This is a genomic window from Aeromonas sp. R9-2, from assembly GCF_040908025.1.
In the GTDB taxonomy this organism is placed as follows: domain Bacteria; phylum Pseudomonadota; class Gammaproteobacteria; order Enterobacterales; family Aeromonadaceae; genus Aeromonas; species Aeromonas veronii.
The window spans coordinates 294,217-316,556 of the sequence record NZ_JBFOCX010000026.1 but is presented as its reverse complement, the minus strand read 5'-3'; the positions used below and the strand labels follow the sequence as shown (position 1 = coordinate 316,556).

The 22,340-nt window shown below is 61.0% G+C and carries 20 protein-coding genes and 1 tRNA gene; 16 read left to right on the top strand and 5 right to left on the bottom strand.

Going from position 1 to position 22,340, the window contains the following annotated elements:
• Window positions 1–9: 9 nt before the first annotated feature.
• Window positions 10–94 (top strand) — tRNA-Tyr (locus tag AB5Y71_RS15570).
• 176 nt (window positions 95–270) lie between these two features.
• Here AB5Y71_RS15570 and AB5Y71_RS15565 read toward each other — a convergent pair.
• Both AB5Y71_RS15565 and AB5Y71_RS15560 read right to left on the bottom strand, forming a co-directional pair.
• Entirely contained in the window at window positions 271–4,071 is a 3,801-nt protein-coding gene (locus tag AB5Y71_RS15565; RefSeq protein ID WP_368171966.1) for a translocation/assembly module TamB domain-containing protein, read from the bottom strand.
• 61 nt (window positions 4,072–4,132) lie between these two features.
• On the bottom strand, window positions 4,133–5,908 hold the full coding sequence (locus AB5Y71_RS15560; protein WP_139429391.1) for an autotransporter assembly complex family protein: 1,776 nt from the start codon (window positions 5,906–5,908) through the stop codon (window positions 4,133–4,135).
• Between the two features lie 514 nt (window positions 5,909–6,422).
• On the opposite strand from AB5Y71_RS15560, the gene AB5Y71_RS15555 reads away from it, so the two are divergent.
• From AB5Y71_RS15555 to mltB, 10 genes are all read left to right on the top strand, one after another.
• The gene (locus AB5Y71_RS15555) at window positions 6,423–6,797 is read left to right on the top strand and encodes a hypothetical protein (protein WP_368171965.1); all 375 of its coding nucleotides are present in this window, start codon (window positions 6,423–6,425) and stop codon (window positions 6,795–6,797) included.
• 133 nt (window positions 6,798–6,930) lie between these two features.
• Window positions 6,931–7,209 (top strand): peptidylprolyl isomerase, encoded by a 279-nt coding sequence (locus AB5Y71_RS15550; RefSeq protein ID WP_040066119.1) that lies wholly within the window; start codon window positions 6,931–6,933, stop codon window positions 7,207–7,209.
• 179 nt (window positions 7,210–7,388) lie between these two features.
• Window positions 7,389–8,063: a DUF1499 domain-containing protein gene (locus tag AB5Y71_RS15545; RefSeq protein WP_204379569.1), complete on the top strand. Its 675-nt coding sequence runs from the start codon at window positions 7,389–7,391 to the stop codon at window positions 8,061–8,063.
• Window positions 8,064–8,088: 25 nt separating this feature from the next.
• Window positions 8,089–8,670, top strand: a complete 582-nt coding sequence (locus tag AB5Y71_RS15540) for a carboxymuconolactone decarboxylase family protein (protein ID WP_042080231.1) — start codon at window positions 8,089–8,091, stop codon at window positions 8,668–8,670.
• Window positions 8,670–10,823: an FAD-dependent oxidoreductase gene (locus AB5Y71_RS15535; protein WP_368171964.1), complete on the top strand. Its 2,154-nt coding sequence runs from the start codon at window positions 8,670–8,672 to the stop codon at window positions 10,821–10,823. Before AB5Y71_RS15540 ends, AB5Y71_RS15535 begins: the two co-directional genes overlap by 1 nt.
• A 17-nt stretch (window positions 10,824–10,840) precedes the next feature.
• Complete coding sequence (locus AB5Y71_RS15530) at window positions 10,841–12,049, top strand: ABC transporter substrate-binding protein (RefSeq protein ID WP_368171963.1); 1,209 nt, start codon at window positions 10,841–10,843, stop codon at window positions 12,047–12,049.
• A 77-nt stretch (window positions 12,050–12,126) separates the two neighbouring features.
• Entirely contained in the window at window positions 12,127–13,761 is a 1,635-nt protein-coding gene (locus AB5Y71_RS15525) for an ABC transporter permease (RefSeq protein ID WP_368171962.1), read from the top strand.
• 23 nt (window positions 13,762–13,784) lie between these two features.
• The gene (locus tag AB5Y71_RS15520; protein WP_368171961.1) at window positions 13,785–14,435 is read left to right on the top strand and encodes an ATP-binding cassette domain-containing protein; all 651 of its coding nucleotides are present in this window, start codon (window positions 13,785–13,787) and stop codon (window positions 14,433–14,435) included.
• Between the two features lie 14 nt (window positions 14,436–14,449).
• Window positions 14,450–15,064, top strand: coding sequence for a CDP-alcohol phosphatidyltransferase family protein (locus AB5Y71_RS15515; RefSeq protein ID WP_368171960.1), 615 nt, complete (start codon window positions 14,450–14,452; stop codon window positions 15,062–15,064).
• Window positions 15,065–15,195: 131 nt separating this feature from the next.
• Complete coding sequence (gene mltB, locus AB5Y71_RS15510) at window positions 15,196–16,287, top strand: lytic murein transglycosylase B (protein WP_368171959.1); 1,092 nt, start codon at window positions 15,196–15,198, stop codon at window positions 16,285–16,287.
• Between the two features lie 84 nt (window positions 16,288–16,371).
• Here mltB and AB5Y71_RS15505 read toward each other — a convergent pair whose 3' ends face one another.
• Window positions 16,372–17,037, bottom strand: a complete 666-nt coding sequence (locus tag AB5Y71_RS15505; RefSeq protein ID WP_335819041.1) for a peroxiredoxin-like family protein — start codon at window positions 17,035–17,037, stop codon at window positions 16,372–16,374.
• 109 nt (window positions 17,038–17,146) lie between these two features.
• Here AB5Y71_RS15505 and AB5Y71_RS15500 point away from each other — a divergent pair, with 109 nt between their 5' ends.
• Complete coding sequence (locus AB5Y71_RS15500) at window positions 17,147–17,725, top strand: TetR/AcrR family transcriptional regulator (RefSeq protein ID WP_151287031.1); 579 nt, start codon at window positions 17,147–17,149, stop codon at window positions 17,723–17,725.
• A 122-nt stretch (window positions 17,726–17,847) separates the two neighbouring features.
• On the opposite strand, the gene pgm is transcribed toward AB5Y71_RS15500, so the two are convergent.
• Window positions 17,848–19,497, bottom strand: coding sequence for a phosphoglucomutase (alpha-D-glucose-1,6-bisphosphate-dependent) (gene pgm / locus AB5Y71_RS15495; protein WP_368171958.1), 1,650 nt, complete (start codon window positions 19,495–19,497; stop codon window positions 17,848–17,850).
• A 58-nt stretch (window positions 19,498–19,555) separates the two neighbouring features.
• Complete coding sequence (gene seqA, locus AB5Y71_RS15490) at window positions 19,556–20,065, bottom strand: replication initiation negative regulator SeqA (RefSeq protein ID WP_267528557.1); 510 nt, start codon at window positions 20,063–20,065, stop codon at window positions 19,556–19,558.
• A 274-nt stretch (window positions 20,066–20,339) separates the two neighbouring features.
• Between seqA and AB5Y71_RS15485 the strand changes: the two genes are divergently transcribed.
• Genes AB5Y71_RS15485 through fldA form a run of 4 tightly spaced genes read left to right on the top strand, consistent with a single transcriptional unit; the run spans window position 20,340 to window position 22,280 of the window.
• On the top strand, window positions 20,340–21,122 hold the full coding sequence (locus AB5Y71_RS15485) for an alpha/beta fold hydrolase (RefSeq protein ID WP_368171957.1): 783 nt from the start codon (window positions 20,340–20,342) through the stop codon (window positions 21,120–21,122).
• 55 nt (window positions 21,123–21,177) lie between these two features.
• Entirely contained in the window at window positions 21,178–21,399 is a 222-nt protein-coding gene (locus tag AB5Y71_RS15480; RefSeq protein ID WP_005334296.1) for a DUF2788 domain-containing protein, read from the top strand.
• 20 nt (window positions 21,400–21,419) lie between these two features.
• Window positions 21,420–21,716 (top strand): LexA regulated protein, encoded by a 297-nt coding sequence (gene ybfE, locus AB5Y71_RS15475; RefSeq protein WP_005334297.1) that lies wholly within the window; start codon window positions 21,420–21,422, stop codon window positions 21,714–21,716.
• 39 nt (window positions 21,717–21,755) lie between these two features.
• Window positions 21,756–22,280 (top strand): flavodoxin FldA, encoded by a 525-nt coding sequence (gene fldA, locus AB5Y71_RS15470; RefSeq protein ID WP_005334298.1) that lies wholly within the window; start codon window positions 21,756–21,758, stop codon window positions 22,278–22,280.
• Window positions 22,281–22,340: the final 60 nt, after the last annotated feature.

Here is a 22,340-nt window from a genome sequence, read left to right as displayed (position 1 = left end):
ATACCCCGTGGAGGGGTTCCCGAGCGGCCAAAGGGATCAGACTGTAAATCTGACGGCTCTGCCTTCGAAGGTTCGAATCCTTCTCCCTCCACCATCATTCAGAAAACCCGGCCTGGCGCCGGGTTTTCGCATTTTTGGCCCATCGCAATCCATTCTCCCTCTGCACTGCCAACCTTTATCACGGCTTGCCCGCGGCCGATTGCGCAATAAAAAACGGGAGGCCTGCGCCTCCCGTTTACGTTCATATCAGCCCTGTTACGGGAGAAAGCGTTACAAAGTGAAGCGATAGAAGATATCGACCGCCTGAGCCACTCCGCTCATCGCCTGTAGATAGAGCCGTGGCAATACCTCGTAGCGCAGCTTGAATTCGGCGATGGGGCTGAAAACCCCGACCCCGTACTGGAACTGCAAACCCGGCAGCAGATAGGCCGACAGAGTCACCTGGGTGTTGTCACCACTGCCCGCCGTATCGAGAGAGACATCGCTCATCCCGAGCGATTCGCCGATGCTCGACACAACACCGTTGGCCTGGCTCACCGCACCGGCCACCAGCAGACCGTTGAAACCGCCATCCTCACCGCCGGTCTGCAACCCTTTGCCACGCAGCAGATAGGAGAGCTGTTCCGACTGCGCCATCTGCGGCTCGGAGTAGACAGTGATTTCAGGCTTGCTGGCAGGGCCAGTCACCCGCACCCCGACCGTCACCTGACCCTCGATGGTGTCGGGATCCCGGTTGGCCTCGATGTTGAGGAAGGGCCGATCCAGCGGACCGGAGAAGAGGATCCGCCCCTCCTTGATGATGAGGTTCTGACCGTAAGCCTTGAAGCGGCCGTTGGTCAGCACCAGCTGGCCGTTGCCTGCCAGCGGTTTCTCGGGATCCTGACGGATATTGAGGCCACCGGAGACATCGGTCTTCAGCCCCATGGCATCGAGCTTCACATCGTTGCCAAGGCGGATCGCCACCTTCATCGCCAGCGGCAGGCTGGCCTGCTTGGGAGCCGGGGGCAGATCGTCATAGACCACAGTCACATCATCGGAGACCGCCACTGCCGAATCCGGCAAGCTCTTGACCTGAATTCGCGCCCAGGGAATATCCACCTGACCGGTAATCCGGGTCTCCTCCCCCAGCGACACCGCGATATCGGGCGAGACTCTGACCCGGCCCATGCCCGGATATTGCGCCTCCAGATCCTTGCCCTGAATGGTGAGGCTGCCGCTGACCGGCATCTTGGCCCAGCTGAGCCAGCCGCCCAACGCCAGCGGTCCCTTGCCCACCAGCATGGAGCCATCGAGCTCGGCGCGATTGCCCTCGATCTTGAGGTGGGTCACCAGCTTGGTCAGGGTCACCATATCGGAGTGGGTCTGCACTTCACCGTCACGCAGGTTGAGCTGACCAAACAGCAGGGGCGCCGCCAGGGTGCCGTCGAAGCGGGCATCGGCGGAGATGATCCCTTGCAGGGAGCGCACCTCAGGGATGAGCGGCGCAAAGGTATTGAGCTTGAGATCGTCAAACTTGAGCTGACCACCGAGCAGACCGCGACCGGCGGGCTCCCTGATCAGCAGATCGGTATCGATATTGCCGATCTGTTTGGAGGCAAAATCGAGGCGAATGGCCGCCTGCTGTCGCTCGAAATCCAGGGCCAGGGCCAGCTGCTGATAATCAGTCTTGAGACCATCAGCCACAAAAGTGCCCGGCGTGGTGCGCACCACCGCATGCAGGGTCGGCTGATTGCCACGCCAGCTAGCGCGGCCATCGGCGGAGAGCATCGCCTGCCAGCGGAAGTTGTCCGGCAACCAGGGGCGCAGCCGCTTGAGATCAAACTCGCTTAGGGCAAACTCCAGAGTCCCCTGTGCAGCGGAAACCTGACTCCCCTTGACGCAGAGGCTGGCCCCCTGGGAGCCGAGGCAGAGATCCCCCATCGCCAGCCGCTGACGCGGCAGATCGAGATCCAGTGCCCAGGGGGAGCTCAAGTCCCAACGGCGCAGCGGAGTTTTCAGCCGCAACTCGGAGAGCGCCCCGCGCCAGTGATCCCCGCGCACGCCGCCACCCAGTTTGAGGTTGGCCGCAACAGGGTCACCCTTCATGGTCAGGGTCAACAGATGCTGACTGATATCGCCGCTGAGGTTCAGGGCCAGCTGGCTGAGCTTGGTTTCGCCCTGTTTCAGCTGCGCCACCAACAACGCGAGCTCACCGGCCGGTTTGGCGCCGATCACCGCATTGCCCTTGAGACTAATGCCCTTCAGGTCGGTGCCGGCATAGTAGAGCCGGTCGGAGACGAGATCCGCATCGATTTTTGGCGTCTGCTGATTGCCACTGACCTTCACCTGTCCCTTGATATCCCCTTTCAGGCCGGGATAGATCCCCCCCAGCTGGGGAGCCTGCAGGTTGGCATCGAGCTTCCATTGGGCAGTGCTGATGCTGCCCTTGGCCTGCAACTGGTTGGGGCCACTTTGCAGCGAGAGCGCCGGGATCTGCCACTCCATCTTGTCGTTGCCGCTAAGCTCCCCCTTGAGGGCCAGCGGGTACTGGTTGAGCTTGCCATCCACCTTGAGCTTGGGCAGTTTCAGCTCCCAGTGGCCCGCTTCGTTCATCACGAAACGGCTCTCCAGCTCACCGGCCAGCGTCCCTTTCAGCTCAGGCAACAGCTCGGCCGGATTGATCCCCTTGAACAGAGTGGTCCCCTGCCACTCGATCCCCTTGTTCCATGCCAGCTTGCCATCGAGCTTGAGCTCCCCCTTGAGGGCATTGAGCTGCAAGGCGATCTTGCTGAGCCGCTCCAGATCCCCCTTCCCGTCCAGCGCAAGCTTGAAGGGGGGGACATCGGTCCCCTTGCCGGAGGTATTGAGGGCAAACTGGTAGCCGGAGAGCTTGCCCTTGGCAGTCAGGCTCCCTTTGTCCAGCCGATAGCTCGGCTCATCTTTGGCTGGCTTGTGAAGAGGCCAACCGAGGCTCTTCCAGTCGAGGGCCAGATCAAAAGGGAGATCCGGGTCGAGGGCTGCCAGCGAGCCCTTGAGATTGGCGGCAACCGGCCCCTTGGCCGACAACGCCAACCCCAGCTTGCCAACCGAACCGTTCAGCGCCAGCGTGGCCTGCTCACCCTGCAGCTCGCCATCCAGCAGCCCCTTGCGGGCCTTGGCATCCAGCGTCACCGCCAGCGGGTAGTCGTCACTGAGCTGGATGTGTCCCTTGAGCGCCAGATCGGCCATGGCGTGGCGCAGCGAGAGCTCGCGCACCTCGATGCGATCGTCGGCAGCAGTGGCCGACAGCAGCAGCTTGTCGAGCCCTTCGATCAGCTCGCCCTGCTTATATTGCACCCGGGTCGCACTGACCCCTTCCAGCTGGATGGGGAAAGGAAGGTGAATGGCGGGCAGGAGAATGGGGGCTGCCTTTGCCGTATTCGCAGCTGGCGTCCCTTTACCCTGTTTGGCTGTCTTGGCGCTGGCCTTGTCGTTGCGCGCCACCGCAGCACCGGCTTGCTTCTCGTTAGCGGCCGGCTGCTTGGCAGATTTGGCTGCGCTGGCGGGTGCCGCATCATCCAGCGTCACCTTCAGGTTATCGAGCACCGGGCCGCGCACAATCAGCCCCTTGCGATTGAGGGTGGCGCCGATATCGAGGGACCCCAGGGTCACGGCAACACCGGGCACCGCCAGATCGAGATCGGCTACCTTGAGGCTGTCGACCTGAATTTTGAGTGGCAGCGGGCGCCAGACAAAGGGTTCTGAAGGCTCTTCCGGTGCAGGCTCCGAGTCAGCCACCTTCACCACCGGATGAGTCACTTCAAGCGACTTGATCCAGAGTTTGCCCTGCAGCAACTTGCCCAGATCCCAGTCGAGCACGGCGCGATCCACAGTGACATCCACCAGCTCATCCTGCCAACCCGCCCCTTCCAGAGTCCAGCCATAGCCAAGCTGACCGGCCACCAGCTCCCCCTTGAGAGAAGGCAGTGCTCCCTTGGCCTGTTGCCACAACCACTTGTTGCCCTGATGGGTAAAGCCCAGCAGGCTGACGCCGATGAGCAGCAGGAACACCAGCCCCATCAGCCAGAGAAAAATGCGTTTTAGCCAGATCACAATGCAGACCCCCGCGCAAGATACAGCCGCAGCGGCCAAAGAAAAAAGCGTTTAGACAACATCATAATTCAGGCCCCAATGCGAAATGCAGCCGCAAGGGCTTGTCCTCTTCCGATACCCCGACCGCCAGATCCAACCTGACCTGACCGATGGGGGTGACCCAGCGTACACCGACGCCGGTACCTATTTTCCAGGGTTCGCTGTAATCGGTGGTGGAGGTGCCGCCATCCACAAACATGGCCCCCAGCCACTTCTCGCTGAAGCGGTAGTTGTATTCCAGACTGGCCACGCTGGTGTAACGACCACCGGTCAGCTTGCCATCCGGCCCGGTGGGGGAGATGCTCTCGTAACCAAAGCCGCGCACCGTCTGATCGCCACCGGTAAAGAAGCGCAAAGACGGCGGCACCAACGAGAAGCTGTCACCTATGATGGCCCCCTGCTCGGCCCGCATCAGGAATCTGTGGTTATCGCCAAGAGTTCGCAGCCACTTGCTGCGCCCCCACACCCGCATAAAGCTGATGTCGGAGCCCCATCTGGGATCGGAGAACTCCAGCGTCAGCTGCTGGCGATCCCCCCAATCGGGCACCAGGGTGCCGCGCACCCGCAGCCGGGACCAGGAGACCCCGGGGATCAGCAGCAAGCTGTTCCCCTCGTCGGCACCCTGGGTATAGATCTCGTTCTCCAGCCGGATAAAGACGTCCCGATCCCAGCTCTCCGGCCGCCGCGTCCAGCGGTGCACACCGATAGTGGTGAGATCGGAGCGGGTATCGTTGTTGTCCTTGTACTGGTAGCCGGTCTGGATGGAGTAGTAGTCCCGCAGCGGGTTACCCACCGGGATCTGGTAGTCGAAGCTGAGCTCTGCCTCCGGCGCCGACACCTTGGCGGTGGCAAACAGGCGGTGGCCGTAGCGGTTGACCCAGGGCTTCTCCCAGGTGGCACTCATACGCGGCCCTACGTCGGTGGCATAACCGATACCGGTCTCGATTTCGTGATCGACCCGGTTATCCAGCGTCACCGCGATGGGCACCCGATAGTTGCTCGCCTCGCTCAATACCGGCTTGATATCGACCTGACGGAACAGCTTGGTGGAGGAGACATCCTGCGACATCTCGGCCAGACGGATGGCGAGATAGGGGTCGCCGCTCTTGATGTTGATAAGCGGGCGAATAAGGTGAAGCGCTTCGGGAGTGGCATCGTAGCGGATCTCACCAAAACGGTAGCGATGGCCCGATTCGAACAGAATAAAGATCTCCGCCGTCCCCTTGTCCGGGAACACCTTGACCTGACTCTTGCTCAGCTTGGCATCAAAGTAACCGCGGGCCAGCCCGAGACTGCCCAGATCCGCCTTGATGGATTCATATTTGGCGTGGTTGAGGGGCTCACCTTCTTTGAGGGGCAACTTGTCCAGCAGGGCGCTGTAGAGCTCGTCGCTGCCCGCATCCCCCTCCAGCAGAATATCGAGGCGGGAGACGATGACCGGCTCCCCTTTATCCACCTCAATCACCACTTTGGACGGGGTTTTCTTGTCGCGACTCAGGGTGATTTTCGGCTGGTAGTAGCCATAAACCTGCAGCGCCTTTTGCACGCTCTCGGTAATTTTTGCGCGGGCCGGGCGGTATTGCCGCTCCTGATAGACCGGCAGGGCATTGAGGTAGGCTTCAACGTTATCCTTGTTCTCCCCTTTCAACCCCTTGACCTGATAGGTGAGCTTGGCGGCAAACGCGGGCGAAGCCAGCAGCGACAGCAACAGGCCCACCCCTAGTACCCGCAGGCCGCGGCGAAACGCAGGGCCGGACAGTAAACGCCCTGCCAGCAGGGATGAAATGCATCCTGTCAAAGGTCAATATTCCTGAATCTGTGGTGAAGGGAACCAGCGCCCTTTCGGGCCAACCCCGAATGCGGCGCAGCACGCCATGCAGTGCATGGCCGTGACACAAAAATGCGCGCCAGAAAAATGGCGAACCTTATCCTAACATAGGCATCGGCCAGCGACAGCGCGGTGCCATTGGCAAATTCGCCATATCTTTTAAGAGGTTGACCACAAATCACACATTTTGGTGACAATGACGCCGCCCGCTTTCCCGATGGAAGCGAATTGACCTGCCCTGAATAAGGCTCACCCCACCATCAGGCACCATTTGTCACCTCTCCTCCTCTCTTTACCACCAGAAACCCACCACGACAGAGTTTGTCGGCATCACCCCACCCTCACCGTTTAACAGGCCCGGCACACGCCAAAGCCCGACGTAGCGGGTGATTAAGAATTGCTCGTTCAGCGCAATCGAATTATCCCGCTGCCTTTGCAGACGTCCCTCCCTCACACTTGAACCATCAACTGAAGGAGACACATCATGCATGCACGTAGCGAACAGATGGCTGACTATATTGCCGATCGTCTCGAGTTCATCACCTTCCTCGCCTGTTGCAGCGCCCTGCTGGCCCTGTTGACCGGCATGAGTGGCCAGCAGGCGCTGGCCTTTACCGCCCTGAACCTGCCGTTTGGCCTCGGTATTCTGTTGGGGATGGCGATGCTGGCCCCCCTGCCCGTCCACTGGCGGCTGCCGGGGATCACCTTGCTGCTGGCAGGTTGCGCCCTGATGACCCTGCAACTGGGGGGGGAGTGGCTCAATCCGCTGGCTATATGGAGCCTCTACGCCCTGCTCGGGCTGGAGATCATCTGGCAAGCGCGTCCTCGCGCCATGCTGGCCACCCGTGCTCGCCAGTAACAGGGCTGACGAACGCCGGTAAATGGCGGGCTGTGATGGCTGACGCCAGTGGCAAATTGGGGTACTCTTGCGCACCGATTTGCTACCACCCTTGGCGTTAACAACCTTCGCCATCACTCCCAGGAGCGCCCCGATGAAAAAAGCCTGTGCCCAGCACATTCTGGTCAAGACCGAAAAACAGTGTCTGGAGATCAAGGAGAAGATCGAGAAGGGAGCCGACTTCGGCCAGATGGCCAAGCGCTTCTCTACCTGTCCCTCAGGCAAGCGTTTTGGCGATTTGGGAGAATTTTCCAAGGGAGATATGGTGAAAGCATTTGACGATGCCGTATTCAAGGGTGAACTGCTCAAGGTGCTGGGACCTGTGCGCACCAAGTTCGGCTTCCATCTGATCAAAGTGCTCTATCGCAACTAAGTCATCGCAACTGACCATTTTCTCGGTGAAGTCCCCACCAGGCGGGCTTCACCGACCTCTGTATCCCCCTCGCAAAACTGACCAAAACCACGCCAAACTCTCATCAATTTACTAACGTTATCAGGCAATTAAGTTTATCCTTCTCGGCATTGTCCACATTCGACGATGGATCCCGTGCTATGCCCCGCTCTTGCTTGTGGCCCCTGCTGGCCTGGTTACTCCCGCTCGCTGGCGCCCTCGGCAGCCGCTTTCATCTCTGGCCCTGGTGGATCGGTTTTGCGATCTGTCTCATCGGAGCCCTTGTCTCCCTGATCTTGCTGGTACGCCTGCCCTGGAGCCGTAACCGCTATGCCAGCGGCCTTGGCGCCTTGCCGCTACTGCTGCCCCTGACATTTGTGGCACAGGCGCTGCGGATGCCGCTGATCAACGATGTGAGCACAGATCCCTACAATCCCCCCCAGCTACGCTGGGCGGCAGAGCTCAGAACGGCGCAGGATCTGCCAATAAATAGCGCACCGCTGAAAGCAGTTGAGGCAAAACCCGGTCCTCTCTTTACCAGGGCCTCTCCTGCCGAAGTGTTGATTGAAGCCAGCGAACTGATGCAGGAGCTGGGCTGGCAGGTACGACCCAGCCCGGATGGTCTGGATGCGGTGGTTACCACCGGCTGGTTCGGCTTTCAGGATGATGTGGCGCTGCGGGTCTTTGCTGGCCCCAAAGAGACCCGCATCGATATGCGATCAGCCTCCCGTCAGGGGCAAAGCGATCTGGGCACCAACCGGGCGCGGATCGAGGATTTCCTGACCCGCCTGAATGAGCGGTTGGGCCAAGCCTACAAACCCAATTTGAAACCGTAAGTGTGAAACAACAAGAAGGTAACTGATGCGCGTTGAGGTCAAACCCGACCGGGAATATGCCTGGTTTATCCGCCCCTTTTTCTGGCTGCAAAAGCGCAACTATGGTCAGGTGCTTATTCCGGGTAAGTGCTGGGGCCGCTCGCCGCGCCTCTTTGCCGCCGTCGCCACCCTCTACGGCGTCATCAACCGCAAGCGCTCCCCCATCGATCCCGTGCTGCGCTCGCTGGTGACGGTGCGGGTCTCCCAGCTCAACTGGTGTCGTTTTTGCGTCGACATCAACGCCATGACCCTGGTAAAGAGAGCCGGCTCCAGCGAGAAGGTGGAGGCGCTGGCCAACTGGCGCGAAAGCCCCTTGTTCGACGAGCGGGAGAAAGCGGTGCTCGACTATACCGAAGCGATGACTGGCCTCGATGGGGTGAGCGATGAGCAGGCAGCCCGCCTCAAGCCCTGGTTCGACGACGACGCTATGGTGGAGCTGACCGGCCTTATCGCATTCCAGAACATGTCGGCTAAGTTCAACGCCGCCCTCGATATCGCGCCGCAGGGCTTCTGCCAGCTGCCGGTGCAACCGGAACGCTCCGCCAAGCCCGACAGCAAGGACGCCTGATGAACCGGACCCGCCTGCTGCTTGCACTGGTAATGGGGGGCCTTATCGGCGCCTTTTTTGCCCTCGATCTCGGTCGTTACCTCACTCTGGACGCCTTGCAGGCCCAGCAGGCGGCAGTGGCGCAATGGGTCGACAGCCACTTTGTCTCGGCCAGCCTGCTGTTCGTGCTTATCTATGTGCTGAGCACCGCTCTCTCCCTGCCCGGCGCCAGCCTGCTCACCCTGGGTGGCAGCGCGGTGTTCGGCGTCGCCTGGGGGCTGCTGCTGGTCTCCTTCGCCAGCACCCTAGGCGCAACCCTGGCCTTTCTCAGCGCCCGTTTTCTGCTGCGCGACTGGGTCACCGCCCGCTTTGGTGACAAGCTGGCCACCTTTCAGTCAGGCATGGCGAAGGAGGGGGCCTTCTATCTGCTCAGCCTGCGCCTCATCCCCATCTTCCCCTTCTTTTTGGTCAATCTGCTGATGGGGCTCACCCCCATCAGAGTCAGCACCTACTACTGGGTAAGCCAGCTTGGCATGCTGCCCGGCACCTTCGTCTATGTGCTGGCGGGCAGCGAGCTTGGCCAGTTAACCAGCACCGGCAATATCCTCTCCCCCGGCCTGATGGTCGCGTTGACCCTGCTGGGGCTGATGCCCTGGCTGGTCAAAAAATTGACCGCACACCTTGCGCAGCGGCGCCTGCTCACCCCCTACCGCAAACCCGCTCGCTATGACTACAACCTGCTGGTGATAGGTGCCGGTGCAGGTGGGCTGGTCACCAGCTATATCGCGGCGGCGGTGAAGGCCAAGGTGGCGCTCATCGAGAAACACAAGATGGGGGGCGATTGCCTCAACAGCGGCTGCGTCCCCTCCAAGGCGCTGATCCGAAGCGCCCGCTTTGCCGCAGAGCAGCGTAAAGCCGACGAGCTGGGCTTTAGCCCAAGCCAATCCCGCGCCGATTTTGCCGCCGTGATGGAGCGGGTGGCTGAGGTTATCAAGGAGGTCGAGCCCCACGACTCCATCAAGCGCTATCAGGGGCTTGGAGTGGAATGCATCGAAGGAGAGGCGCGGCTGATCTCTCCCTGGGAGGTGGAGGTTAACGGCCAGCGCCTCGCCAGCCGCCATATCGTCATCGCCACCGGCGCCCGACCGCTGGTGCCCAAGCTGCCGGGGCTGGATCAGGTGCCTTACCTCACCTCGGATAGCCTCTGGCAGCTGCGCACCCCGCCGCGCCGCCTGCTGGTGCTGGGCGGTGGCCCTATCGGCTGCGAGCTGGCCCAGAGCTTCGCCCTGCTCGGCATTCCCGTGACCTTGATGGAACTCTCGGAGCAACTGCTGCCCCGCGAAGAGAGAGAGGTCGCCGATGCGCTGGCCGGGCAGATGAGCCGCGATGGCGTGCAGCTACTCACCGGCTGGCGCGCCGAACGAGCCGACTATCTGCCCGCAGCCAAGGGGGATCTCCCCATCCGGCTGCAACTGCGCCGGGGCGATGAGACACAGGTGGTGGAAGGGGATCAACTGCTGCTAGCACTGGGTCGGGTCGCCAACGTGAGCGGCTTCGGGCTCGAAGCGTTGGGGGTCGAGCTTGCCCCCCGCGGCACCATCGCAGTCGATGGCTTCCTCACCACCAACTTCCCCAGCATACTGGCGGTGGGAGACGTAGCAGGCCCTTACCAGTTCACCCACTTTGCCGCCCATCAGGCCTGGTATGCGGCAGTAAATGCCCTGTTTGGCCAGTTCAAGCGCTTTCAGGCCGACTATCGGGTCATTCCGGCGGCCACCTACACCACGCCGGAGATTGCCCGGGTTGGCCTCAATCGCAAGGAAGCCGAGGCGCAAGGCATTCCCTTCGAGGCGACCCGCTTCGAGCTGGCCGAGCTGGATCGCGCCATCGCCGATGGGGAGCGCCACGGTTTTGTCGAGGTGCTGACCGTGCCGGGCAAAGATACTATCCTTGGCGCCACCATAGTGGGCACTCACGCCGGTGAGCGGATTGCCGAGTTCGTGCTCGCCATGCGTCACCGCCTCGGTCTTGGCAAGATCCTTGGCACCATTCACGCCTATCCCACCCTGATGGAGGGGAACAAATACGTGGCGGGTGAATGGAAACGGGCCCACCAGCCCACCCGGGTGCTGGCGTTGCTGGCCCGTTATCACCGCTGGCGCCGTGGCGCCTGACAATCAGGGAAACGTTTATGCTCAAGCCATTCTCACTGCTCGGCTCACACCGCAGATCTCGGCTCAAACAGCGGCTAAATGCGCTGCTGTGCACCCTGCCACTGCTCGCCAGCGGCCCGCTGTTAGCCACCCCTGATGACAACTGGCAACAGACCCTTGAGGAGGCGAAGGGGCAGACCGTCTACTTCAACGCCTGGGGCGGCAGCCCGGAGATCAACGCCTATCTGGTGTGGGCCGGGCAGGAGCTGGCGCGCGACTATCAGGTCAAGCTGGTGCAGGTGAAGGTGGATGACATCGCCCAGAGCGTCAGCCAGCTGCTGGCCAACAAGCAGGCGGGCAAGCAAGCTGGCGGCCCCATCGACCTGCTCTGGGTCAACGGCGAGAACTTCAAGGCGCTCAAGGAGCAGGGGCTGCTCGGCGCTCCCTTTACCACCGAGCTCCCCAACATGGCACTGGTCGACAGCACCCTGCCGGTGAGTAAGGACTTCACCCTGCCGGTAGAAGGGCTGGAAGCCCCCTGGGGCATCGGCCAGCTCAATCTGATGGTCGACACCGAAGAGGTCGCCAGAGCGCCCACCTCGGCAGCAGCCCTGCTGGCGTGGGCCAAGGCCCATCCCGGCCGCTTCACCTATCCCAAGCCGCCCCAGTTCCATGGCTCCAGCTTTCTCAAGCAGATCCTGCTGGAGTTGACGCCAGACCCCGCGCCCCTCTATCGGGAGGCGACCGATGCCGAGTTCATCAGGATCACCGCCCCGCTCTGGGCCTGGCTCGATGAGCTGCATCCGGCACTCTGGCGCAAGGGCAAACTGTTCCCCACCAGCGCCGCCGAAACCCGCCAGCTACTCGATGATGGCGAACTGGCCATGGCCATCAGCTTCAATCCGCAGGAGGCGCAGAGCGCCACCCAGATTGGCGCCCTGCCCCCCAGTGTGGAAGCCGTCGCCATGGAGAAAGGGGCACTCACCAACAGCCATTTTCTCGCCATCCCCTTCAACGCCAGTGCCCGTGCGGGTGCCAAGGTGGTGGCCAACTTCCTGCTGAGCCCGGCGGCGCAGGCACGAAAAGCCAATCCGGCTTTCTGGGGTGATCCCAGCGTGCTGCGGGCCGATGCGCTGCCTGATTCAGCCAAGGGGCAACCGGCACTGCGCTTCAAGTCGGTAGCCGAGCCTCACCCCAGCTGGCAGCTCAGACTGGAAGCGGCCTGGGCCGAGCGTTACGGTCACTGATGAGTGCTGCTGGTCACCCGCTTTCCCGCTCCCGACCGTGGCGCCAGTTGACACGCCACCCCAGTAGGAGTACGGGGATGGCGGTCATTTATCTGGCGATCTTCGTCATCCCCCTGCTGGCGGGGCTGTGGCAACTGCTGGCAGAGGGGATGGCCGCCTCTCATCTCGCCTTGCTGCTGGCCCAACCCGGTCTTTGGCACTCAGCAGCACTGAGCCTGTGGATTGGCGCCGCCTCGACCCTTGGTAGTCTGCTGTTGACCGCCCTGCTGCTGGCCCACAGCAACAGCCGGGCTTTCGGGCTGCTCCGTCGCCTGCTCTCGCCCATGCTGGCCATGCCCCACGTCGCCTTTGCCATCGGTTTTGCCTTTCTGCTCGCCCCCTCCGGCTGGCTGCTACGACTCGTCTCGCCAGCGCTGACCGGGTTTGATCTCCCCCCCGACTGGCAGACCATTCGTGACTCTTGGGGGCTCGGGCTGATTGCACTGCTCGTTTTCAAGGAGACCCCCTTTTTGCTGCTGATGGCGATGGCCGCGCAGCAACCCATCCTGCTGGCACGCCAGCAGTGGCTGGGGGCGAGCCTCGGTTTCAGCGCCCCCCAGATCTGGTGGCGCCTGCTGCTGCCCGCCCTCTGGCCAGCCCTGCGCCTGCCCATCTATGCGGTGGCGGCCTACGGAGTCGCGGTGGTGGATCTCGCCCAGCTGCTCGGGCCCGATGCCCCCGCCCCGCTGGCGGTGCGGTTGTGGCTCTGGTATCAGGACCCGGATCTGCTCTGGCGCGGCGCCACCGCCAGCGGCGCCCTGCTGCTGCTCGCTATCACGGCGCTGCTGATCGCCATGCTCAGATTACTGGAGTGGCTTCATCAAGAGGTGGGCAAAGGCTGCTGGCTCGATGGCAAACGAGCTGCGTCCCACTCCTTTGCCAACCGGCTCGCAGCAGGCTCTGCACTCACTCTGATCACCCTTAATCTGGTGGTGCTGGCGGCCCTGCTGCTCTGGTCACTGGCGCGCCGCTGGCCCTTTCCCGCCCTCTGGCCCAGCCAGTGGAGCAGTCATTACTGGCTGGATCTGCTGCCAACCCTGCTGCCACTGCTGGCAACCAGCGTACTGCTGGCGCTGGTGAGCGGCTTGCTGGCACTGATGATGGCGGTGTGTAGTCTGGAGGCGCAAGCCGGGCACCGCCCCTGGCCGCTCTGGCTCATCTGCCTGCCGCTGTTGCTGCCACAGGCGAGCCTGCTGTTTGGTATCCGGCTCGGGTTGGACTGGCTTGCACATGACTCGATAAGCAGCGGCATTGGCTGGGGCTGGGTGCTCTGGAGTCAGCTGCTGTTTGTCTTTCCCTATGTCTATTTGTGTCTGCACGGCCCCTATCGCCAGTTCGATCCGCGGATCACCCAGAGCGCCCTGCTGCTGGGGGCAACGCCATGGCGAGCCTGGTGGCAAGTGAAAGCGCCGCTGCTGGCGCGCCCGCTGCTGTTTGCCTTCGGCGTCGGGGCGGCGGTGAGTTTGGCCCAATACCTGCCGACCCTGCTGTTTGGCGCAGGCAGAGTGGTCACCATCACCACCGAAGCGGTGGCCATCGGCAGCAGCCTCAACCGGCGGCTGGCGGGGCTCTACGGCCTGCTGCAACTACTGTTGCCACTCGTTATCTATTTGCTGGCGCTCTGGCTGCCAGCGCGGATCAATCCGGCGCTCAAGGGGGGCGGCTCACGATGAACTCTGATGATGGAAACAGCCATATGCTGAGCACCACGCCTCTTCGGCTTTACCTTGATGAAAATCTGCTGCTCTCGCTGCCCGCCCTGCAGGTGGCCCCCGGCGAGGTATTGACCCTGATGGGGCCAAGCGGCTGCGGTAAAAGCTCCCTGCTGGCGGGGCTGGCCGGGGTACTGCCCGGCACGCAGACAGATAGCGGCCCGATCCGGCTGGAGGGGGAGATAAGGCTCGGCGAGCGGCTACTCAACGCCCTGCCGCCGCAGGCGCGGCGCATCGGCATGCTGTTTCAGGATGATCTGCTGTTTGACCATCTGACGGTGGCGGAGAACCTGATGTTCGGCATGCCTGCGATCATCAAGGGAAAACGTGCGCGGCGGGAAAAGGCACTGGCCGCATTGGCGCAGGTCGCACTGGCAGATCAGGCTGACAAGCTGCCACAGCTGCTGTCAGGGGGGCAGCGGGCGCGGGTCAGCCTGCTGCGGGCACTGTTGGCGGAACCCGACGCCCTGCTGCTGGACGAGCCCTTCTCCCGCCTCGACAAGCCGCTGCGGGCCGCCTTTCGCGAACTGGTGTTCGGGCAGATCAAAGCGCTGGCTATCCCCGCTATTCTGGTGACCCACGACGCAGACGACGCGCCGGGCACCATACTCCACCTCACCGAGTCCTGTTTTTAACCGAGGAGTTCACCTTGTTTGATCGCCACCTGATCCCCGTGATCCGCAGCCCCCTCACCCAGCTTGCCAAACCGCTCTGCCGTGCCGGGGTCAGTGCCAATCAGGTGAGCCTCACCGGCTTTGCCATCGGCATGCTGGCGCTGCCGCTGCTGGCCTTTGGCTGCTATCAGTGGGCGCTCGCGGCCATCCTGTTCAACCGGCTTCTGGACGGACTCGATGGCGCCGTGGCGCGGGAAACCGGCATCACCGACTGCGGCGGCTTTCTCGACATCACCCTCGACTTTATTTTCTACGCCGCCGTGGTGCTGGGCTTTGCCCTCGCCGCCCCCGCCAATGCGCTGCCCGCAGCCACCCTGCTGTTTGCCTTTATGGGCACCGGCTCAAGCTTTCTGGCGTTTGCCATCATGGCGGGCAAGCGGGGTATCGACAATCCGGTCTACCACCACAAGTCCCTCTACTATCTGGGTGGCCTCACCGAGGGGAGCGAGACCATCGCCCTCTTTGTGCTGATGTGCCTGTGGCCCGCCGCCTTCGCCCCGCTCGCCTACGGCTTTGCCCTGCTCTGCGCCATCACCACCCTGACCCGGCTCTGGAGCAGTTACCACACCCTGCGTCCCCCCGAGCGCTAAACAGCACAGCCCTCACAGAAGGGCTAATCCATCGCACGATGAATTGACGGCAAACAAGACGCACGGAACACTTGCACGGGGATGACAATGTTTTACCATTGCGACACTTTATCAGTCTCTTTGAGAACCCTATGCGTCGCCTTGCCTCTCTTCTCACTCTGTCATTATTCCCCCTGCTCGGTAGCTGCAGCAGCGCCCCCGCGCCAAAGCCCGTGGTCGTCCCCCAGCCCAAGAGCGCCTTTATCAATCAGGCGCCATCGAGCAAACCCGTTTATACACAAGGGGTTAGCAAGGGGGACTTCGCCAATCGCCCCAACGTGGACCGGTTCGTCCAGAAAATGGTCGAGAAGCACGGTTTTGACAACGCCCAGCTGCATCAGGTGCTGGCACAGGCAGAGCGTTACGACTGGATCATCCGCCTGATGGATGCCCAGGCGCCGACTACCGCCAAGCCCACCGGCCCGACCGGCGCCTGGAATCGCTATCGCGCCAAGTTCATCACCCCGGACAACGTACAGAACGGCGTCAACTTCTGGCGTGAATACGCAAGCGAGCTGAACCGGGCGGAGCAGATCTACGGGGTGCCGCCGGAGATCATCGTCGGCATTATCGGGGTGGAGACCCGCTGGGGCCGAGTGATGGGCAAGACCCGCATTCTGGATGCGCTGGCCACTCTGGCATTTGATTATCCGCGCCGCGCCGAGTTCTTCACCAGCGAGCTGGAAGCCTTCCTGGTGATGACCCGCGACGAAGGGATGAACCCCACCGAACCCAAGGGCTCCTATGCGGGCGCCATGGGCTACGGCCAGTTTATGCCCTCCAGCTTCCAGCGCTATGCGGTGGACTTTGACGGCAACGGCCACACCAACCTGTGGGATCCGGTAGATGCCATCGGCAGCGTCGCCAACTACTTCAAGGCCCACGGCTGGGAGAAAGGCCAACCGGTTGCGGTGCGCGGTCAGGGCCAACTGCCCGGCTACGAACACGGCTTCCAGACCCGCTACCCGGTCGCCACCCTGCGCCGCGCAGGGCTGACGCCAACCAGCAGCCTGGGCAACCACAGCGAGTCGAGCCTGCTGCGCCTCGATGTCGGCACCGGCTACCAATACTGGTACGGCCTGCCCAACTTCTACACCATCACCCGCTACAACCACAGCACCCACTACGCCATGGCGGTATGGCAGCTGGGGCTTGCGGTGAAAGAGGCCAAAGGCGGTTACTAGGTCATCCGCTTATAAATACGAGGCTGGCCCGTCAAGGCCCGCCTCGTCTGCACTCCACACGGCGCCTTCTGGCGCCGTGTCGGTTTAAAGCATCCCAGCCGCGGCCAGTCTGTCCAGCTCAGCGATCAGCTGGGTCGGTTCTGCCCGTTGGGTATAGTCAACATTGACGAAGTGGTAACGTACCACCCGATCCTGGCCAAGGATATACGTCGCCGGGACTGGCAAAGTAAAACTGTCATCCCCGTTGCTGGCCGGAATATCGATACCAAAACGCTCATAGATTGGGCGCAGCACCTCGGGCAGCTCGAATACCAACCCCAGCGAAGCCGACACCCGGTTGCCTTCATCGCTGAGCACGGTGATCGCCAGCTCGTTGGCGGTGAGAGTGTCCTGCGCGGTTGTTGGCATCTCGGGAGTCAAACCGAGGAGGGTGACCCCCCGTTTCACAAACTCGGGCAAAGCGATATTGAGTGCCTGCATCTCGAGATTGCAATAAGGACACCAACCACCTCGATAGATGTTGAGCACCACAGGCCCCTCAGCCAGATAGTGAGAGAGCGGGCGCACCATCCCGTGCTGATCGGGCAACGCAAAGTCAGGAAACTGATCGCCAGTGACAAATGCCCCTTGTCCCAGTCCGCTCGTCCGTAGCGCTTCTGTTGCCCCCTCCATCACCGCCAGTACATCACCAGGGACTTTAGTTCGCTTTATCGCATCGTACTCTTTGATTTTTTGCTCAAGTGTGGGCATGATCACCATCCTTTCTGTAGTGGTCACTACAATATCAAACAAGCCACCAACACTGGTCAAGATATTTTTTAGTGATCACTACAAAAAGACAACATAAGCAGGAATCGAAATGGCAAGACCGGCATCATTTGACAGAGAACAAGTTCTGGAGGTTGCCCTCAACAGCTTCTGGGAAACGGGCTTCAGCAACACTGGCATCGCCACACTCGTTGACAGAATGGGGTTGAAGCCCAGCAGCCTGTACGGCGCCTTCAGCTCTAAAGAGGGATTGTTTATCGAAGTGTTGCAGCGCTATTCAGCACAGAGTCTGGCGCAGATCGAACTATTGCTGGCCTCGGCAGATTCTCCCCTAGCCGGTGTGCGAGCCCTGCTCGATGCTGTAGCTCGGGATGCCATAGCCAGCGAGGCACATCGTGGCTGCCTGCTGGTCAATACCCTGCTGGAAGTGGGGCGCCAAAATCCAACGATTCAGCATGAAGCCAGCGTTCACTTAGCCGAAGTGGAACAGCGGGTGACCAATAACTTGCGCCAGGCACAAGCAGCTGGAGAGTTGGCCGCCGAGCGCGATATCGACACCCTCGCGGCTTTGTTGATGACCATGGTGTGGGGAATGCGCGTACTGGGTCGCACCCATCCACCTGCCGCTAAGGTACAGGCTGTGTTGGCCCAGATACAGGCCATGCTTTAAACCACAGACCAGCAGGCCCTCGCACAATTCGTAGCCACCACAGAAAAATAGAGGAGCCGATTTGGCTCCTCTATTCACCTTGTCTTTAGCCCGAGGACCCGGGCGCTGACGTGATGCGCAGCTTAGACACCAGCCTTGGCCAGCGCAGCAGAGACGATCTGCTGGGCTTCCTGCTGGATGAGGTCGAGGTGCGCGTCGCCCTTGAAGCTCTCCATGTAGATCTTGTAGATGGACTCGGTGCCGGAGGGGCGCGCCGCGAACCAGCCGTTCTCGGTCACCACCTTGAGGCCGCCGATGGCGGCATCGTTGCCCGGCGCCTTGGTCAGCTTGGCGATGATGGGCTCACCCGCCAGGGTGGAGGCTTCTACCAGTGCCGGATCCAGCTTGGAGAGCACCGCCTTCTGGGCGCTGTTGGCCGGGGCGTCGATACGGCGGTAGCTGGAGCGACCAAACTTGGCTTCCAGTGCATCGTAGTGGGACTGCGGATCCTTGCCGGTCACCGCCAGAATTTCCGCCGCCAGCAGCGCCAGAATGAAGCCATCCTTGTCGGTGGTCCAGACGGTGCCATCTTTACGCAGGAAGGAGGCGCCCGCGCTCTCCTCGCCACCAAAACCGAACTCACCGCTGTAGAGGCCATCCACGAACCACTTGAAGCCGACCGGCACCTCTTTCAGGGTGCGGCCAATCTCGCCGGCCACCCGGTCAATCATGGATGAGGAGACCAGCGTCTTGCCAACGGCTGCATCGGCAGACCAGCCGGTGCGATGGGTAAACAGATACTGGATTGCCACCGCCAGATAGTGGTTCGGGTTCATCAGGCCAGACTTGGTAACAATACCGTGACGGTCGTAGTCAGGGTCGTTGCCAAGGGCGATGTCGAACTTGTCCTTGAGAGCGATCAGGCTCGCCATGGCGAACGGGCTGGAGCAGTCCATCCGGATCTTGCCATCTTTATCCAGGGTCATGAAGGAGAAGGTCGGGTCGACCTTGTAGTTCACCACCTCGATGTTCAGGCCGTAGGTCTTGGCTATGACGTCCCAGTAGGCGACGCCGGAGCCGCCCAGCGGATCGACACCGATCTTGATGCCTGCATTCTTGATGGCGTCCATGTCCAGCACATTCTTCAGATCATCCACATAGGGGGTGACATAGTCGTGCTCGACCACGAACGGGCTCTTGAGCGCCTCGGCGAACGGCATCCGCTTCACGCCGGCCAGACCCGCTTCCAGAATGGCGTTGGCGCGGTCCTCGACCCACTTGGTGATCTCCCCTTCAGCGGGGCCACCATGGGGTGGGTTGTACTTGAAGCCACCATCTTCCGGCGGGTTGTGGGACGGAGTGATCACCACGCCGTCGGCGCGCGCTGCAGGCTTGCCTGCATTGTGGCGCAGGATGGCGTGGGAGATGACCGGAGTCGGGGTAAAGCCCATACCGGCTTGAATGCGAGTTTCAACGCCGTTGGCCGCCAGCACTTCGACGGCGCTGGCAAAGGCGGATTCGGACAGGGCGTGGGTATCCATGCCGACAAACAGCGGGCCAGTGATACCGGCCTGCTGGCGATACTCCACCAGGGCCTGGGTCACCGCCAGAATATGGGATTCGGTAAAGGCGCTGTGCAGGGCGCTGCCGCGGTGGCCGGAGGTACCGAAGGCAACTCGCTGCTCGGGGCGGCTCATGTCCGGCTTGTTGAGGTAGTAGGCGCTGACCAGACGGGGGATGTTGGTCAGATCGCTTAAACGGGCCGGTTGACCGGCGTGGGAATGCTGAGCCATGGCGTTTTCCTTGCGTAATGGCGGCCTTGCCGGGCAAGGCCTGAGTCTTGAAGAATCGTTAAATTGCGCCACACACCTGCGCGACCACCTCTTCGCCATAGCCCATGCTGGCCATCAGCTGGGCCACCATGTTCTGCTTGCGGCTGGTGTTGGTGTTGGTGATCACCCAGAACGGGGTCTCCGGTACCGGCTTGGGCTTGGTGGTGCTACCGCTGGCACGCAGAGCCTCGGGATCCTGCGAGAAATAGACGCGCTTGCGCCCCTTGATTTCGGTGGCCTGGGTAAAGCCTTCCGGGTTATCCCGGTAGAGGGTACTGAGCACCAGCATAAAGCGGTTGATGGACTTCTCTTCTTTTTGCAGCTCACCGGAATCGAGCAGGGCTTGCAGCCCTTGTTGGGTGGCTACCGTACTGGGCTGCGCGACGGCAACGGGCTCGGCAACCGGCACACCTTGGTTAGCAGGCTGTTCCAGCAGACGGCGCAGAATATCGGAGGCACTCTCACCAATGTGCCGGGTCTGGCTGGCGATATAGAAGTAGAGATCGTCATCAAGCTCGATGGTTTTCATAGGGATGCGCTGGACTCGTCGAAATTCGGATGCGGCGATTATACATAGGCAAACCCGACAGCCCAAGCAAGGGGCTGGCAGATGTACATGAATCTCATCGAGAATACGGCATAATAGCGGGCCAAGTGTGTGATCAGCCGCACTGATAGCCGATCCGGACAGGATTTTTTAGAAAAAAAACCACATAAAATCCCAATCCATTGGACGAAATCCTTTTCTTTCCAGTGCGTTAAATAAAACAGCGATACGCACCCACGACCGACAAGGTGTCATTTTGCAACAAAACAGCATATTGAACTTCAAGGAGCAGGGTCAGGGCCCGGCGGTCATTCTGATCCACGGCCTGTTTGGCAGCCTCGACAACCTCGGCCTGCTGGCCCGAGCCCTCTGCGAACACTATCGGGTCATCAGCGTCGATCTGCGCAACCACGGCGCCTCCTTTCATAGCAGCGAGATGAGCTATCCGGCGCAAGCGGCCGACATCCTGACCCTGATGGATTGGCTGAATATTGCCGAAGCCCCCCTGATTGGCCACTCGATGGGTGGCAAGGTAGGGATGCAGGTCACCAAGCTGGCGCCAGCGCGGGTAAGCCGTCTGGTCGTCGCCGACATGGCGCCGGTCGCCTATCCCCACTCCCGCCACCAGAATGTCTTTGCCGGACTCAACGCCACACTACGCACGCCGCCGCAAAGCCGCAGTGAAGCGGAAGCCATGCTGGCGCAGCATATCGAGATTGCCGGGGTACGCCAGTTCCTGCTCAAATCCTTCGCCAAAGGTGAATATGGCTGGGGTTGGCGCTTCAATGTGCCCGCCCTTGAGCAAAACTACGCCAACATCATGGGCTGGCCAGAGGATGACCGCCGCTTCGAGGGGCCGGTGCTCTTTATCAAAGGGGGGGATTCTGACTATATGCAGCCCCAATACAGCGAGACGGCACTGGCCCAATTCCCGGCGGCAAAGGTGCGTGTCATCGCGGGTACCGGCCACTGGTTGCATGCGGAAAAACCGGCTCTGTTCAACAAACTGGTTGTGGATTTCCTGTCGACAGGCGGTTAACAGTTTCAAATCCTTTGTGATATAGTGCGCCCGTCATAAGGAGTGTGCGCAATCCATGCTAAGTGAACATATCGACCTGATCGAAAGTTTGGGCCTCAAGTTATTCTTTGTGGCCATTTTCATATTGATTGGCCTGGCCATTCAGGACGTGCTCAAGCGCGGCAACGTGCCCCGTTTCGGTCGTTTTATCGTCTGGTTGGTACTGTTTCTGGGTTGTGCGGGTTTTGTCGCCAAGGGGCTGATCGAACTGGGCTGGGAAGGCTCAGGACTCGGCTAACTTATTTTCATCTGTGATGTATGGCCAAACAGCAAACTGATCGAACAACACTGGATCTGTTCGCAAATGAGAAGCGCCCCGGCAGGCCAAAGACCAATCCACTCCCCCGCGAGACCCAGCTCAAGATCAACAAGCGTAACCAGCTTAAGCGCGATCGGGAAAATGGGCTGAAGCGGGTAGAGTTAAAGGTGGAGGCCGAATTGCTGGAGCGCCTGAACCAACTTGCGTTACAACAGAACATCAGCCGAGCCGAGCTGATCCAATCTATCCTGAAACAACAGATTGAGTCCGCCTTTGCGGTGGACATTGCAGTCTGAGCGTTGAGCATTAACACCAAATACGGGTAACTAAACACTATGGCAAGTGTAGGTCTGTTTTTTGGCAGCGATACCGGTAACACCGAAGCTGTCGCCAAGATGATCCAGAAAGAGCTGGGCAAAAACCTGATTGAAGTCCGTGACATCGCCAAGAGCAGCAAGGCCGACATCGAGAGCTTTGATCTGCTGATGTTCGGCATCCCGACTTGGTACTACGGCGAAGCCCAGGCCGACTGGGACGACTTCTTCCCCGATCTGGGCGAAATCGACTTCACCAACAAGCTGGTCGCCATCTTCGGTTGCGGTGATCAGGAAGACTATTCCGAGTACTTCCTCGACGCCATGGGCACCCTGCGTGACATCGTCGAAGCCAAAGGCGCCATCATCATCGGTCACTGGCCGACTGCCGGCTACGAGTTCGAAGCCTCCAAGGCACTGGTCGATGACAAGCACTTTGTCGGTCTGGGTATCGATGAAGATCGCCAGCCGGAGCTGACCGCCGAGCGCGTCAAGGGCTGGTGCAAGCAGCTGCACGAAGAGATGTGCCTGGGCGAGCTGGAGTAATCCGCTTCCCCTCATACCTCTGACAACAAGGGCCCCAACGGGGCCCTTGTTGTATCTGCA

What these genes read in the sequence shown, in the direction of transcription:
- AB5Y71_RS15550 (WP_040066119.1), top strand. Translation starts at nt 6,931, where the DNA reads ATGAAAAAAGCCTGTGCCCAGCACATTCTGGTCAAGACCGAAAAACAG.
- fldA (WP_005334298.1), top strand. Translation starts at nt 21,756, where the DNA reads ATGGCAAGTGTAGGTCTGTTTTTTGGCAGCGATACCGGTAACACCGAA.
- mltB (WP_368171959.1), top strand. Translation starts at nt 15,196, where the DNA reads ATGCGTCGCCTTGCCTCTCTTCTCACTCTGTCATTATTCCCCCTGCTC.
- ybfE (WP_005334297.1), top strand. Translation starts at nt 21,420, where the DNA reads ATGGCCAAACAGCAAACTGATCGAACAACACTGGATCTGTTCGCAAAT.
- AB5Y71_RS15555 (WP_368171965.1), top strand. Translation starts at nt 6,423, where the DNA reads ATGCATGCACGTAGCGAACAGATGGCTGACTATATTGCCGATCGTCTC.
- AB5Y71_RS15525 (WP_368171962.1), top strand. Translation starts at nt 12,127, where the DNA reads ATGGCGGTCATTTATCTGGCGATCTTCGTCATCCCCCTGCTGGCGGGG.
- seqA (WP_267528557.1), bottom strand. Translation starts at nt 20,065, where the DNA reads ATGAAAACCATCGAGCTTGATGACGATCTCTACTTCTATATCGCCAGC.
- pgm (WP_368171958.1), bottom strand. Translation starts at nt 19,497, where the DNA reads ATGGCTCAGCATTCCCACGCCGGTCAACCGGCCCGTTTAAGCGATCTG.
- AB5Y71_RS15505 (WP_335819041.1), bottom strand. Translation starts at nt 17,037, where the DNA reads ATGCCCACACTTGAGCAAAAAATCAAAGAGTACGATGCGATAAAGCGA.
- AB5Y71_RS15480 (WP_005334296.1), top strand. Translation starts at nt 21,178, where the DNA reads ATGCTAAGTGAACATATCGACCTGATCGAAAGTTTGGGCCTCAAGTTA.
- AB5Y71_RS15545 (WP_204379569.1), top strand. Translation starts at nt 7,389, where the DNA reads ATGCCCCGCTCTTGCTTGTGGCCCCTGCTGGCCTGGTTACTCCCGCTC.
- AB5Y71_RS15500 (WP_151287031.1), top strand. Translation starts at nt 17,147, where the DNA reads ATGGCAAGACCGGCATCATTTGACAGAGAACAAGTTCTGGAGGTTGCC.
- AB5Y71_RS15540 (WP_042080231.1), top strand. Translation starts at nt 8,089, where the DNA reads ATGCGCGTTGAGGTCAAACCCGACCGGGAATATGCCTGGTTTATCCGC.
- AB5Y71_RS15520 (WP_368171961.1), top strand. Translation starts at nt 13,785, where the DNA reads ATGCTGAGCACCACGCCTCTTCGGCTTTACCTTGATGAAAATCTGCTG.
- AB5Y71_RS15530 (WP_368171963.1), top strand. Translation starts at nt 10,841, where the DNA reads ATGCTCAAGCCATTCTCACTGCTCGGCTCACACCGCAGATCTCGGCTC.
- AB5Y71_RS15535 (WP_368171964.1), top strand. Translation starts at nt 8,670, where the DNA reads ATGAACCGGACCCGCCTGCTGCTTGCACTGGTAATGGGGGGCCTTATC.